General features: G+C 72.7%; 12 protein-coding genes. 3 read left to right on the top strand and 9 right to left on the bottom strand.

Annotated elements, in window-relative coordinates:
• Positions 1 to 142: 142 nt before the first annotated feature.
• The 9 genes from IE318_RS18045 to IE318_RS18005 form a co-directional block, all read right to left on the bottom strand.
• Entirely contained in the window at positions 143 to 2,710 is a 2,568-nt protein-coding gene (locus IE318_RS18045; protein WP_189901568.1) for a polynucleotide kinase-phosphatase, read from the bottom strand.
• Positions 2,707 to 4,305: a 3' terminal RNA ribose 2'-O-methyltransferase Hen1 gene (locus IE318_RS18040; protein WP_189901566.1), complete on the bottom strand. Its 1,599-nt coding sequence runs from the start codon at positions 4,303 to 4,305 to the stop codon at positions 2,707 to 2,709. The genes IE318_RS18045 and IE318_RS18040 overlap by 4 nt, the downstream gene beginning before the upstream one ends.
• Positions 4,306 to 4,413: 108 nt before the next feature.
• Entirely contained in the window at positions 4,414 to 5,364 is a 951-nt protein-coding gene (locus IE318_RS18035; protein ID WP_189901564.1) for a DUF4232 domain-containing protein, read from the bottom strand.
• A 184-nt stretch (positions 5,365 to 5,548) separates the two neighbouring features.
• Entirely contained in the window at positions 5,549 to 6,472 is a 924-nt protein-coding gene (locus tag IE318_RS18030; protein WP_189901562.1) for an LLM class F420-dependent oxidoreductase, read from the bottom strand.
• Between the two features lie 68 nt (positions 6,473 to 6,540).
• The gene (locus IE318_RS18025; RefSeq protein WP_189901560.1) at positions 6,541 to 7,014 is read right to left on the bottom strand and encodes a DUF6099 family protein; all 474 of its coding nucleotides are present in this window, start codon (positions 7,012 to 7,014) and stop codon (positions 6,541 to 6,543) included.
• A 244-nt stretch (positions 7,015 to 7,258) separates the two neighbouring features.
• Positions 7,259 to 7,633 carry a nucleotide pyrophosphohydrolase gene (locus tag IE318_RS18020; RefSeq protein WP_229903587.1) on the bottom strand — a complete coding sequence of 125 codons (375 nt, stop codon included), beginning with the start codon at positions 7,631 to 7,633 and terminating at the stop codon, positions 7,259 to 7,261.
• A 50-nt stretch (positions 7,634 to 7,683) separates the two neighbouring features.
• Positions 7,684 to 8,973, bottom strand: a complete 1,290-nt coding sequence (locus tag IE318_RS18015) for an AAA family ATPase (RefSeq protein ID WP_189901556.1) — start codon at positions 8,971 to 8,973, stop codon at positions 7,684 to 7,686.
• Positions 8,974 to 9,069: 96 nt separating this feature from the next.
• Positions 9,070 to 9,459 (bottom strand): cell division protein SepF, encoded by a 390-nt coding sequence (locus IE318_RS18010; protein WP_030177795.1) that lies wholly within the window; start codon positions 9,457 to 9,459, stop codon positions 9,070 to 9,072.
• A 277-nt stretch (positions 9,460 to 9,736) separates the two neighbouring features.
• Positions 9,737 to 10,639 carry a DUF3152 domain-containing protein gene (locus IE318_RS18005; RefSeq protein WP_189901554.1) on the bottom strand — a complete coding sequence of 301 codons (903 nt, stop codon included), beginning with the start codon at positions 10,637 to 10,639 and terminating at the stop codon, positions 9,737 to 9,739.
• Positions 10,640 to 10,813: 174 nt separating this feature from the next.
• Here IE318_RS18005 and IE318_RS18000 point away from each other — a divergent pair, with 174 nt between their 5' ends.
• From IE318_RS18000 to IE318_RS17990, 3 genes are read left to right on the top strand one after another with little or no spacing between them, the layout of a single operon-like run.
• Positions 10,814 to 11,503: a response regulator transcription factor gene (locus IE318_RS18000; RefSeq protein ID WP_189901552.1), complete on the top strand. Its 690-nt coding sequence runs from the start codon at positions 10,814 to 10,816 to the stop codon at positions 11,501 to 11,503.
• A complete protein-coding gene (locus IE318_RS17995) occupies positions 11,500 to 13,020 on the top strand; it encodes a sensor histidine kinase (protein WP_229903575.1) in 1,521 nt (506 codons plus the stop codon). Before IE318_RS18000 ends, IE318_RS17995 begins: the two co-directional genes overlap by 4 nt.
• A complete protein-coding gene (locus tag IE318_RS17990) occupies positions 13,017 to 13,571 on the top strand; it encodes a GerMN domain-containing protein (RefSeq protein ID WP_189901550.1) in 555 nt (184 codons plus the stop codon). Before IE318_RS17995 ends, IE318_RS17990 begins: the two co-directional genes overlap by 4 nt.
• The last annotated feature ends 145 nt before the right edge of the window (positions 13,572 to 13,716 follow it).

The raw sequence follows: 13,716 nt of genomic DNA, 5'->3' as shown, positions 1-13,716 counted from the left end.
GACTCCATCCTGACCATCGGCGACCGGATTCACCCGCTCCTCGTCCGTTTCTGCGCCTTGTTGTTATGACCCCGGTCGTGGCCCCCGTCGTGGCCCTCGGTTCGGGCGAGGGCCACGGGTGGCCACGGCGGGGGCCACCGGGTCACAGCCGGGGGTCCACCGGCTCCGACTCCAGGGCCAGCACCCCGAACACCGCCTCGTGCACCCGCCACAGCGGCTCGCCGTCGGCCAGCCGGTCCAGGGCCTCCAGGCCGAGGGCGTACTCGCGGATCGCCAGCGACCGCTTGTGGTTCAGGAAGCGCTGCCGCAGCCGGTCCAGGTGGTCCGGGCGGGTGTACTCGGGGCCGTAGATGATCCGCAGGTACTCCCGCCCACGGCACTTGATGCCGGGCTGGACCAGGCGCCCCTCCGGGGTGCGCACCAGGGCGCCCAGCGGCTTGACGACCATCCCCTCGCCGCCACGGCCGGTCATCTCCAGCCACCAGTCGACGCCGGCCCGCACCGACTCCGCGTCGCCGGTGTCGACGTACAGGCGCCGGGTGGTCCGGAGCAGGCCGGAGCCGTCGTGCTCCACGAGACGGTCGATCAGCGCGAGCTGCCGGTCGTGGGGCAGCGCGGCCAGGCTGCGGCCCTGGACCGCCAGGATCTGGAACGGCGCCAGGCGGACGCCGTCCAGCCCGTCGGTGGTCCAGCAGTAGCGGCGGTAGGCGGCGGTGAAGGCGGCGGCGGCGCTCGCGCGCTCGCGCTGGCGGTCCAGCAGGCCGGTGACGTCGACGCCGCGGGCCCCGGCGCCCTCCAGCGCGGCCAATACGCCGGGGAACGCGGCACCGGAGGCCGCGCCCACCGCCGCGTACTGCGTCCGCAGCAGCCCCGACGCCTTCAGCGACCACGGCATCAGCTCGGCGTCCAGCAGCAGCCAGTCCGTGTCCAGCTCGGACCACAGACCCGCCTCGCCCGCCGCCGTGCGCAGGCGGTCGAGGATCTGCTCGGTGACCGAAGGGTCGTCGAAGAAGGGGCGGCCGGTACGGGTGTACAGCGCCCCGGTGGGGCCCTCCACGCCGAACCGCTTGCGCGCCGACTCCGCGTCGCGGCAGACCAGGGCCACCGCCCGCGAGCCCATGTGCTTCTCCTCGCACACCACCCGCTCGACCCCGTCCTGGCGGTACTGCGCGAACGCCTCCTCCGGGTGCTCCAGGAAGTGCTCATCAGCGGCTCCGCCGCGGGCGTCCACCTTCGAGGTCGCCGTCGGCGCCATGGTGGGCGGCAGGTACGGCAGCAGCCGGGGGTCGATCGCGAAGCGGCTCATGACCTCCAGGGCCGCCGCCGCGTTCTCCTCGCGGACGGAGACCCGGCCCGCGTGGCGGGTCTCGACGACCCGGCGGCCGTGCACGTCCTTCAGGTCGAGCGGCCGGCCGTCGTGCCCGCCGGGCGCCTCGGAGCGCAGCGGCTTGACCGGCTCGTACCAGACCCGCTCGGCCGGTACGTCGACCAGTTCCCGCTCCGGCCAGCGCAGCGCGGTGAGCCTGCCGCCGAAGACGGCGCCGGTGTCCAGGCAGATGGTGTTGTTGAGCCAGGTGGCCTCGGGGACGGGCGTGTGACCGTAGACCACGGCCGCCCGGCCCCGGTAGTCCTCCGCCCACGGGTAGCGCACCGGCAGCCCGAACTCGTCGGTCTCCCCGGTGGTCTCGCCGTACAGCGCGTGCGAGCGCACCCGGCCCGAGGTGCGTCCGTGGTACTTCTCGGGCAGACCGGCGTGGCAGACGACCAGCCTGCCGCCGTCCAGGACGTAGTGGCTGACCAGTCCCTCGATGAACTCCCGTACCTCCTGCCGGAACTCCTCGCTCTCGCCCTCCATCTGCTCGATGGTCTCGGCGAGTCCGTGCGTGTGCTGGACCTTGCGGCCCTTGAGGTGGCGGCCGTACTTGTTCTCGTGGTTGCCGGGGACGCACAGGGCGTTGCCCGACTTCACCATCGACATCACGCGGCGCAGTACGCCGGGGCTGTCCGGGCCGCGGTCGACGAGGTCGCCGACGAAGACGGCCGTACGGCCCTCGGCGTGCACACCGTCGACGTAGCCCAACTCGGCGAGCAGCGCCTCCAGTTCGGACGCGCACCCGTGGATGTCGCCGACGATGTCGAAGGGGCCGGTGAGGTGGGTCAGGTCGTTGAAGCGCTTCTCGGTGACGACGGTGGCGTTCTCCACGTCCTCCACACCCCGCAGGACGTGCACCTTGCGGAAGCCCTCGCGCTCCAGGTGCCGCAGCGAACGGCGCAGTTCGCGGATGTGCCGCTGGATGACCCGGCGGGGCATGTCGGCGCGGTCGGTGCGGGCCGCGTTGCGCTCGGCACACACCTCCTCGGGCACGTCCAGGACGATGGCGATGGGCAGCACGTCGTACTGCTTGGCCAGGTCGACCAGCTGCCGGCGGGCGTCCTGCTGCACGCTGGTGGCGTCGACGACGGTGCGGCGGCCGGCGGCCAGGCGCTTGCCCGCGATGTAGTGGAGCACGTCGAAGGCGTCCCGGGTGGCGCCCTGGTCGTTCTCGTCGTCGCTGACCAGGCCCCGGCAGAAGTCCGAGGAGATGACCTCGGTGGACTTGAAGTGCCGGCGGGCGAAGGTGGACTTGCCCGAACCGGAGGCGCCGACGAGGACGACGAGGGAGAGGTCGGTGACGGGAAGGACCCGTCCCCTGGTCTGTGTCTCGGTCATGACGCCTTCGCCTCCTTCACTGCGTTGATCACGGCTGTGTTCATTACAAACATGGCCAGCTGGGTGGGCGGGCCCACCTCGGGGTCCTCGGGCCCGACGGGCCGGAAGGCGACGTCGTAGCCGTGCCGTTCGGCGACGGCGGTCGCCCACGCGCGGAACTCGTCACGGGTCCACTCGAAGCGGTGGTCGCCGTGGCGGGCGTGTCCGGCCGGGAGGGACTCCCAGCGGACGTTGTACTCGACGTTCGGGGTGGTCACGAGGACCGTGCGCGGGCGGGCCGAGCCGAACACCGCGTACTCCAGGGCGGGCAGCCGCGGCAGGTCGAGGTGCTCGATCACCTCGCTGAGCACGGCGGCGTCGTAGCCCTTGAGACGGTTGTCGGTGTAGGCAAGCGACCCCTGGAGAAGCCTGACGCGCGAGGCCTGCCGCTCGCCCATGCGGTCCAGCTTCAGCCGCCGGCCGGCGATGGTCAGCGCCCGCATCGACACGTCGAGGCCCACGATCTCGGTGAACCGAGGGTCCTTCAGCAGCGCCTGCACCAACTGGCCCTGTCCGCAGCCGAGGTCGAGGACACGGGCGGCACCGGACTCGCGCAGGGCGTCGAGGATCGCCTCCCGGCGCTGAACGGCGAGCGGGGTCGGCTTCTCCTCGGTCTCGGTCTCCGCCTCCACGGCGTTGTCGATGTCCTCGACCTCGCTGTCGTCGGCCTCCGCGAGCCGCACCAGCTCCAGCCGCTCCATCGCCTGCCGGGTCAGCGACCAGCGGCGGGACAGGTAGCGGCTGGTGATCAGCTTCTGCTCCGGGTGCTCGGGCAGCCAGCCCTCGCCGGCCCGCAGCAGCTTGTCGACCTCGTCGGAGGAGACCCAGTAGTGCTTGGCGTCGTCGAGGACGGGGAGCAGGACGTACAGGTGGCGCAGGGCCTCGGCGAGGGTCAGCGTGTCGGATTCCAGGACGAGGCGTACGTACCGCGAGTCGCCCCACTCCGGGAACTCGGCGTCCAGCGCCACGGGCTCGGCGGTCACGGCCCAGCCGAGCGGCTCGAAGAGGCGCCGTACCAGTTCGACTCCGCTGTGCTTGATCGGCTCCGCCTCCGGGGCGCTACAGCCGGTGTCGAGAGGCCGACCGTGCTCAGCCCTTCGGGCCTCCGCGCGCTCGTCCTCTCGACACCGGCGCGCCCCTTCGGCTCCGCCGCGGGCGGGGAGCACGGGCACCTCGATGCACAGCGGCAGCGGCTGACCGGCGCGCTCCGGCCTGGCGTTGCACACACCCCGCATCGCGCTGGAGAAGACGCCGCTCAGGGCCACCGCGAGCAGCGAGGAGGCAGCGTACGGGCGGTCGTTGACGTACTGGGCGAGCGCCGCGTCGGGCGCTCCGCCGCGCCCCTTGCCCCTGCCGCGCCGGACCAGGGCCACCGGATCGACCTCCAGCAGCAGCGCCGCCGTGCAGCGCCGGTCGTCCGCCTCGGGGTAGAAGACGTGCGCCGTGCCGTGGGAGGTGGAGAACGCCTGCGCCCTGCCGGGGTGCTTGTGGAGCAGGAAGCCCATGTCGGTGGCGGGGCGTTCGGGGGTACCGGTGGTGGTGATCGTCAGGAACACGGTGGACTGCCTCGAAGGGTCGGGAAGAAGCGAAAGCGCTGGTCGTACGCTTGTGCGCCTCACCAACGTACAGACAACGGCGCCCGGGCACCCGGGGTTTTCTCCGGGCTACGGCTGCTCCGGCCGCCCGCTCTGTTCCCGCTGCTCGCGCTGCCACGGCCGGACGCCGAGCTTGCCGGTGGTTCCGAGGTCGAGGTGGGGCGTCACGGTCACCGGGTCGGCACCGGCCTTCGCGCGGACCCGGACGTACGGCACCTCGACGGGTGTGCCGGATTCCGTGGTGTTGCGCCACACCAGTCCGGAGACGGCTCTCTCGCCGGGCTTCAGTGTGACGGGCCGCGGCTGCTCGTCCCATTCGGGCAGGGCGGTGATGCCGCCGCTGCCCCGCAGGATCCCGACCCCCTCGATCGGCTCACGGCTCTCGTCCAGCAGCTCCAACTGCGGGTAGCCGTCCACGGTGTAGTCGCGCGTTCCGCAGTTCTCCAGGTGCAGGCCCACCACGCGCAACCCCATGGCGGCGTCGCCCCGGTCGGCCGTGACTCGGATCCCGGAGGACGGGCAGACACCCGCGGCGGGCGGCGCCTCGTCCGCGGCAACCTTGGTGACCTCGGCGACCTCGACCCGCGCCACCGGGGACGCGCCGGGCGGCAGAACCCCCATGCGGACCGTGCCGCGCACCGTCCTGCCGGGGCCGACGTCGCGCACCGTCTCCCGCTTGTTGCTCATGACCTCGCCGGTGCTGGTCGTGAAGTCGAAGAGGACGGTGTACGTCAGCGCCTCCGTGCCGTCGTTGGTCACCTCGTACTCGGCGAAGAGGCCCGGGTCCGCGGGCAGCCTGTCGGCCTGGACCGAGTGGTCTCGGGAGGGGGAGGGCGCCGCGGACGGGATGGTCACCGCGGTGATCCGGACGCCGTCGGTTCCCGGATCGTCGACCTGGGTGCGCTGCGGCGAAGCGGCTGCGCCCGAGCCGGCGCTCCGGGTGCCTGCGTGCTCCGCTCCGCACGCCGGGAGGAGCAGGATCGCGGCGAGGACCGGGAGGAGGGTGGCTGATCTGCGCATCCGGTCACCTCATCAGGGCGCCGTGTCCCCCACTGTGGCGGAAGCCATAGTTCCGGTCACAGGCCTGTCACAGGTCGGGGGGTCGGCCACTGCAGGGGGCGTGCCTCTCGGCCCGGACACAGTTGTTCCGGGCCGAGAGGGGCAACCGGTGCCGTACAACCGGCGCCGTGCCACCGGTGTCGCGCTACGACAGCTGCGACTGCACCTGGGAGGAGATCAGCTCCAGGTGGTCCAGGTCGGTCAGGTCGAGGATCTGGAGGTAGATCCGCCGGGAACCGATCCCGGCGTAGCGGCCGATCTTGTCGACGACCTCGGCCGGGGAGCCGGCCAGGCCGTTGGCCTTCAGCTCGTCCACCTCGCGGCCGATCGCGGCGGCCCGGCGCGCGACCTCCGCGTCGTCCCGGCCGACGCAGACGACGAGCGCGTTGGAGCAGATGAGGTCGTCGGCGCCGCGGCCGGCGGCCTCGGCGGCGGCCCGCACCCGGCCGAACTGCCGCTCGCTGTCCTCGACGGAGGCGAACGGGATGTTGAACTCGTCGGCGTACTGGGCGGCGAGCCGCGGGGTGCGGGTGGGGCCGTGCCCGCCGACGAGCACCGGGATCTTCGCCTGGGCGGGCTTGGGCAGCGCGGGCGAGTCGACGAGCTCGTAGTGCCTTCCGTGGAAGTCGAAGGTCTTGCCGGCCTCCGTCGCCCACAGGCCGGTGACGATCGCCAACTGCTCCTCGAGACGGTCGAACTTGTCCTGCGGGAACGGAATGCCGTACGCCCTGTGCTCCGCCTCGAACCAGCCGGCGCCCAGGCCCAGTTCGACCCGGCCGCCGGACATCCGGTCGACCTGCGCGACCTGGACGGCGAGCACACCGGGCAGCCGGAAGGTGGCGGCGGTCATCAGGGTGCCGAGCCGGATGCGCCTGGTCTCGCGGGCGAGCCCGGCGAGGGTGATCCAGGCGTCGGTGGGGCCGGGCAGTCCGTCCACGTCGCCCATGTGCAGGTAGTGGTCCGACCGGAAGAAGGCGTCGAACCCGAGGTCCTCGGTGGCCTTGGCCACGGCGAGCAGAGTGTCGTAGGTGGCCCCCTGCTGGGGCTCGGTGAAGATGCGAAGATCCATGCTTCCATCCTGCACGCCGGCGGACACGCCCACCGCGCCACCCGGCCCGCCCCGCCGGGTGAACCTCGTCAGCCCGCTTCCCGCTCCGGCAGCGCCGCCGCCTCCCGGGCGGCCAGCTTCCGCAGCATCTCGCGGACCCGGTCTCTGGACTCGTCGGCCGCGTCGATCGCCTCCATGCACTGCCAGTAGGTGCGTTCGTCGGCGGCGGAACTGGCGATGCCGACCAGGGCGATGCCGACCTCGCCGAGCAGGCCGCCCAGGCCCACCAACACCTCGTGCGCGTCGGCGAGTTCGGTGAGCTGGGCCGCCCGTAGGTCCCCGGGATCGAGTTCGGGGGCGTCCAGCACCCCGCAGCCCCGGCCCGCCAACTCGGTCAGTCCCAGTGCCTCGCCCCGCAGCTCGGGCGGTCCGGAGACCGCGAGGCGGCTGCCTATCGCCTGTGCCAGGGCCTGCGCCTGCCACACCTCGGTCAGCATGACGGGGGCCTCGCCACTCCCCGCCAGGGCACGTCTGCTCGCCAGGATGAGCCGCACCGCATCCATGCGCTGCCCCCGTCTCTCCCCACGTGCGCGCTTCTCGCACGCCTGCCCGAACTCCGTTGTTCACTACCCAGAGTGACTCCGAACGTGATGAAAAGCCAGAGGAAGACGGAAATCTCTGGACAACGAATCGATTTCGACCGAGCGACAACTTCGGAGAGTGATATCGGAGGGTTCCATTCCACCGAGATCGCGAGTGCGGGCGATGCGATCGGACGACCTGACGGGCGTGGTGCGCCTCAGCGGCCTACGAGGTGCTCGGGTCTCCCGATCCTCCCGAGTCCGCCCGGCCCTCCGCCGTCCTCGTCGTGCGGCCGGGGGCCGGGAATCTGCTCTCGTTGCGGTCGATCTTCGCCGAGAGCGCCGCCAGGGGATCCACGTCGAGCACCTCGCACAGTTGCAGCAGATACGCGAGGACGTCCGCCACCTCGTCGCGCACGCGGTGGGCGGTCTCCGGGTCGGCCATGACCCGCGTCGACTCCTCCGGAGTCAGCCACTGGAAGATCTCGACCAGTTCGGACGCCTCCACGCTGAGCGCGGCGACCAGGTTCTTCGGGGTGTGGTACGGCTGCCAGTCGCGCGCGGCGGCGAACTCCGCGAGCCGGCGCTGCAGTCCGGCCAGGCCGGTGTTCCGGGGGCCCGCGGACTCCCCACGCTCCTCATGATGATCGGTCACCGCACCAGGTCTACCACTCGCCCCTGCCCCGCCTCCCCCACCTCACCGGCCCACGCCCCGTCGCTCACCGCGCCGGTGAGGCGGATGTGCCCGCGTTCGCACATCCGCGCCGCCAGCCGCAGCAACTCGTCACGCTGCCGGGGGTCCAGCCCCGTGCCGAAGTCGTCGCAGAGCACCGTCAGCGTCTGCAGGGCCGCCGGCACCTCGCCCACCGGGTCGACGTCCAGCACCCCCGGGCCGGTCAGCAGCACCAACGCCAGTGCCGCGTACCGCAGTTCGCCGTCGCCCAGCCGCTCGAACCCGGTGCGCACCCCGTCCCCCCGGTCCAGCACCGCCCGCACCCGTCCGTCGCCCACCGGCTCGGCGAGCACATCGACCACCGGCCCCGCGCATCCGGCGCGCACCGCCTCCACCAGCAGTCCGTGCCGCCGCCCGCACTCGGTCCGGGTGCGCCGCAGCACGGCGGCCAGGTTGTCGCAGCCGCGCATCAGACGTCCCGTACCGACCGGTGCCGGGCCCCGCATCCGTGCGGGCCGCGGCTCGCACACGAACACCGACCTCAGGGCGACCACCATCTGCTCGGCGGCGGCGAGCACCTGCCGCTGCCCGTCGGTCTTCCCGGCGACCCGCAACGGCAACAGCGCGGTGCCGAGCCGGTCGTCGGGCAGCGCCTCCCTGGTCACGACCGTCGAGCCTGCCGTGTACCAGGTGGCCTGGACCGCCCGGCGCCTCGGATCGCGCAGCGCCGTCTCCAGCAGGACGCGCCCGCCGACCGTCAGCCTCTCCCCCACGACGCGCAGTCCGGGCTCCGCCTGCACGGCCAGGTCCAGCCGCACCGGCCCGTGGGGACCGTCCGCCGTACAGCCGATCCGGAATCCGCGGCGGTGCTGGGCGTCCGGCCGCGCGCGTTCGGGAACGCAGGCGCCCGGATCGGGGAACACCTCGTCGAGGGCCGCACCACCGCCGAGCCGGGCGAGCGCCTCGTACGCCCTGAGCGCACTGGTCTTGCCGCAGCCACTGGGCCCGGCCAGAAGCGTGAGCGGCCCGAGCGGGAAGCGGGCGCCGCGGTGCGCGGCGAAGGCGGACAGCCGCAGCTCGGTGACACACGGCCGCTCCGGCCGGCTCGGGGACGTACGGGAGGGCGACGGGGACGGGGACGCGGACGGGGGCGCGGCGGAAGGCGTGGGAGAGGGCGAGGGCGAAGGGGAAGGCGAGGACCGCTCGGACAGGGGCTCGGACAAGGACGGCTCGGACAAGGACATGGCGGACGCCGAGAACACGGACATGCCCGGACGGTAGGACCCGGCCGCACGGGCGAACCGTTCCGCCCGGCCTTCCTTCCTACGATCGGGGGACGGCCCCCGGCAGCCCGCCGCCCCCGCTCACGCCCCGGGAGCCGCCGCCCCCTCCATCAGCCCGCTCACCTCGGTGCCGGCCGGCGTCAGCAGGAACACGTTCCGGTCGACCCGGTGCATTCCGCTCGCCAGGCCGAAGACGACACCGGTGCTGAAGTCCAGCACCCGCTTGGCGACCTCGGTCTCGGCACCGGTGAGGTCCAGGAGCACCGGGACGCCCGCCATCAGCGTCTCGGCGACATCACGGGCGTCCGCGAACACGTTCACCCTGAGCACGACGAACCGGCGCCGCGTCTCCGTCTCCGCCTCCGGGAGCGCCCGGTGGCTCACCGCGGAGGGCCAGGCGTCGCGGCCCCGCAACGGGACGACCTGGGCGAGCCCCTCCCACTGTTCATCGGTGACGTCGTGACTGTTCACCGGCTCCCCCTGACCTGACTCGCACTGACCGCTTGCATCAGCCAATTCTTACGCCATGTCACCTGTTCGGCCCAACAGCGACACGGTGCGCGACGACATTCCCGCCCCTCGGCACCGTCGCCTCCACGCTCGGTCGAACAGGGACCACGTCGTACAAACCGGTTTATCGGCTCATGGTGCCGCCCCGCTCGTCGTCGTCTTCCTGACCTCGCTGAAGACACCGCGCGGAGTGGCCGACGGGACCGGCGCGCTGAGCCCGCCGCACGACTGGCTCAACTCACGGCACCTGCGGTCCTCCGAGGTAGTGCCCTTCGGAGTCGTAGGGCCAGGCGTTCGGCTTGCAGCCCTTGAGGCCGTATATCTGCTGCATCATCGCCGGCGCGGGCCTGCCCGGTCCGGGGCATGTCTCGTGGCCGTGGCCTATGCGGTGTCCGACCTCGTGGTTGATGATCAGCGCGCGGTACTCGGAGACGGGTCCCGTGAACTCGGGTGAACCCGTGAGCCAGCGTTTGAGGTTGACGACCACCTTGGGGCCGACGTCGCAATTGACCTCGCCGTGGGTGTCCAGTCCGCCCTCGGCGCAGATCCGGTCCGTGGTGTCGGGGCTGACGATGTCGATCAAGAAGTCGTACGGCTGCCGGGAGACGAGCTGGAACGCGTCGCGCCCGTCGGCGGTCCAGCCTCGTTCGTCGGCGAGGATCCGCTCGATCTCCCGGGCCGCCTCGTCGGCCGCGATGCCCGTTCCCTGCTCGACCTTGACCATGTACCGCCGGACCCGGGTGCCCTTGCCGTACACCTTTCCGGACGCCTGGGCGGTCTCGAACTGCCCGTTCCCGTGCTGGAGGACCTTCGGCGTCCCCGAGGGCTTCGGCGAGACGTTCCCCGTCTCCGGACTTCCCGACTCCTCCTGCGTCGGTGTGGAGCGGCCCTCCGTTCGCCGGGGGGACGGCGTGGGCTCCTGCCCCTTCGTCGCGGCCGCCCCCGCCTGCGGGCCGTCTCCGCCCCGCCCGCCCGCGTTCAGTGCCGCCACGCCCAGCGTGCAGGCCGTGGCCAGTGCGAACAGGACGTAGCCACGGCGACGGCGGTGGGCGCGGCGGCGTGCGGCACGGCGGGCGGTGCGGCGGCCGCGCGCGCCGGTCGATCCGGGAACGCCGGACGAAGGAAGGGTGGTTCCTGGCATGGCGCCCAGGCTGAGGACCGCATGTGATGGCTCCTGGACCGAAAGATCACGAGATCATAACGGGGGTGCTCCGGTCGTGGGGCACGGCACCTCATATGATCCTTTCGTAACAGTTCTCCCGCCTGGGGGCACCTGGCAGCCACGGCCGTCCATGGCCCGCACATACTGATCGACATGCCCCGGATCCTGCTCATCGAAGACGACGCCGCGGTGCGACGGGGTGTTCAGCTCGCCCTGCGTCACCACGGGCACGACGTCGTCGCCGCCTCGACGGGCGAGGAGGGCCTGCAGCACCTCGTTTCCTTCCGCCCGGACGTGGTCGTACTGGATCTCATGCTGCCCGGCATGCCCGGCCTCGACGTCTGCCGGCGGATCAGGGAGCGCGAGCAGGTCGGCGTCATCATGATGACCGCCAAGGGGGACAGCATCGACATGATCGTCGGCCTGGAGGCGGGGGCGGACGACTACGTGGTCAAGCCGGTCCAGTCCCGCGTTCTGGAGGCCCGGGTGCGCGCGCTGCTGCGCAGGCTGGACGCACCGGCCTCCGGCGTCGCGCGGCCCAGGACCGAGTCGCACGGGGACCTGACCATCGACCGGGCCGGAATGCTGGTGACGCACCGGGGGCGACCGGTCGGCCTGGCCCCGTCCGAACTGCGGCTGCTGCTCGCGCTGTCCGCGGCACCGGGTCAGGTGCTGAGCCGTCAGCAGCTGCTCGAAGCGGTCTGGGAGCACAGCTACCACGGGGACATACGCCTGGTGGACGCCTGCGTCAAACGGCTGCGCGGCAAGCTCGGCGAGCTGGGCGGCGCCCCACGCTACATCCACACCGTGCGCGGCTTCGGCTACTGCTTCCGGTCGTCGTGACGTTCCCCGGAAAGGCACGTGCCGGCCTCCGCGGCGGCCTGCGGCTGCGCCTCGTGGTGGGGTTCGCGGTCGTCGCCGTGGTCAGCGCCCTGACCACCGGCGCACTGACGTTCCGCGAGGCGCGCACCGGGGTGCTCCAGCAGAGCCAGGACGCGGTGGTCAGGGAGTTCCGGGACAGCGTCGACGCCCGTGCGCCCGGGTACGCCGACCGGCCCGGCCAGTCGGAGCTGGACTCCATGGTGAGAGAGCTGGCCTGGACCCACCGCTCACAGCAGTGGCGTTTCCTGGCCACCTACGGCGATCTGCGCGCCGTCTACGGGCCGCAGGACAGCTTCGACGCGGTGTCCCCCGAACTCCAGCGGTCCGTGCGCACCCGGCCGGCCGCCGTCTTCCAGCGGGTGCGCCGGGACGGGCGGGCGTACCTCGTCGTCGGGCTGCCCGTCTGCTACGGCACCTCTGCCGCCACGGCCCCCACGCCGTCGGGACTCGTGCTGTACCTCGTGGTCCCCCAGAAGAGCGAGCAGCTCTATGTCAACGCCCTGGTCACCGCGATCGAGCGGGCCATGCTGCCGGCGCTGGGCCTCGCCGTGCTCCTCGCGCTCCTGGTCGCACGCGGCGTGCTGCGCCCCGTGCGCGCTCTGGGGCGGGCCGCCCGGAGGATGGCCGCGGGACACCTTGACACCCGGCTGGCGGTCAGCGGCTCCGACGAACTGGCCGGGCTGTCCAGAACGTTCAACGACACCGCCGCCGCGCTGGAGCAGTCGGTGGCGGAGCTGCGCCGCATGGAGGCGCAGGCCCGCCGCTTCGCCGCGGACGTCTCCCACGAACTGCGCACCCCCCTGGCCGCGATGACGGCGGTCACCGACGTGCTCGACGAGCGGTCGTCCCGTCTGGACGACGTCACCGGCGAGGCGGTACGGCTCGTCAGCGAGGAGACGTCACGGCTGGCCCGGCTGGTCGACGACCTCATGGAGATCTCCCGGTTCGACGCCGGCGCCGCCGAACTGGCCCTCGACGACATCGACGTGGCCGAGTCGGTACGACGCACCCTCGCCTCACGCGGCTGGCCGGACCAGGTGACGACGGAGCTGCCGGACGGCCCGCTGCGCGCCCGGGTCGACCCGCGCCGGCTGGACGTGGTGGTGGCGAATCTGGTCGGCAACGCGCTGCGGCACGGCGCACCGCCGGTGACACTGCGCCTGACGGCCGGCAGCGCGCAGCTGCCGGAGGACGAGTGGGTCGTCATCACGGTGACCGACCGGGGCCCCGGTGTCCCGCAGGCCGCCCTGCCGCACATCTTCGAGCGCTTCTACAAGGCGAGCGCGGCCCGGACCCGCAGTGAGAGCAGCGGCCTGGGGCTGGCCATCACCGCCGAGAACATACGCCTGCACGGCGGGCGCATCCGGGCGGCCGACCGTCCCGGCGGCGGCGCCGTCTTCACCGTCGAACTGCCGCGGCGCCGCGGCTCCACTGCCGGCACCACCCACGACCGGCGAGAAGGGGGAAACGGAGCGTGACAGCCGTCCTCAGGGCCGCCCGGGCCGGAGTCGCCGTCGCCCTTGTCTCGGTGGCGGGCTGCGGGGTGCCCACGTCCGGCGTCATCGGCGCCGGACCGCCGGCCACCGGTGTCCCGGCGCGGACCACGGTCTACTTCCTGGCCGACTCGGGCCTGCGCCCCGTACCGCGCCGGACCCCCGGCGACGAGAGCCCGGTCGCGGCAGCCGTGCGGCTGCTCCTCGCCGGGCCGACCCCGGCCGAGGCCAGGACCCTGGCCACGGCTTTGCCCGCGGTGCCGGGCCGCGTCGACGTCAGCACGGACGGGGACGTCGTCACCGTCCGCTTCCCCGCCGGGGTCGGTCGCCTGGACGCACGGGCGATGGCACAGCTCACCTGCACCGTCTCAGGAGTCCTCGGCAGGAGCTCGGCCCTTCCCTCGGCGGCCCGACGGTCCGGTACGCCACCGTTCCCGCGGGGGACCGTGGGCGCGGTGCCGGGGCACGTCGAGGTCCGGGCCGTGGGCACCACCTGGAAGACGCTCGGGACGGACGTCGCCTGCCCGGCCGGCTGAACGGAGACGGCCGTGGCGCGGCGGTCATGGGCCGCCGCGCCGGACCTACCAGGGTGTCAGCTCGCGGTGCAGGTGACCGTGGGCCAGGTGGTGCTGCCGTTCTTCTGGATGGTCACGCCCCAGTTGTTGCCGCTGCCGTTGGGCT

Source organism: Streptomyces spiralis (assembly GCF_014654675.1).
GTDB classification, from domain to species: Bacteria; Actinomycetota; Actinomycetes; order Streptomycetales; family Streptomycetaceae; genus Streptomyces; species Streptomyces spiralis.
Note: the sequence above shows the minus strand (reverse complement) of the source record. Positions and strands in the feature narration are given on the sequence as shown.

Bases quoted from the DNA above. Each gene is read 5' to 3' on its own strand.
- IE318_RS18000 (WP_189901552.1), top strand. From the start codon at position 10,814: ATGCCCCGGATCCTGCTCATCGAAGACGACGCCGCGGTGCGACGGGGT.
- IE318_RS18045 (WP_189901568.1), bottom strand. From the start codon at position 2,710: ATGACCGAGACACAGACCAGGGGACGGGTCCTTCCCGTCACCGACCTC.
- IE318_RS18035 (WP_189901564.1), bottom strand. From the start codon at position 5,364: ATGCGCAGATCAGCCACCCTCCTCCCGGTCCTCGCCGCGATCCTGCTC.
- IE318_RS18005 (WP_189901554.1), bottom strand. From the start codon at position 10,639: ATGCCAGGAACCACCCTTCCTTCGTCCGGCGTTCCCGGATCGACCGGC.
- IE318_RS18030 (WP_189901562.1), bottom strand. From the start codon at position 6,472: ATGGATCTTCGCATCTTCACCGAGCCCCAGCAGGGGGCCACCTACGAC.
- IE318_RS18025 (WP_189901560.1), bottom strand. From the start codon at position 7,014: ATGGATGCGGTGCGGCTCATCCTGGCGAGCAGACGTGCCCTGGCGGGG.
- IE318_RS18015 (WP_189901556.1), bottom strand. From the start codon at position 8,973: ATGTCCGTGTTCTCGGCGTCCGCCATGTCCTTGTCCGAGCCGTCCTTG.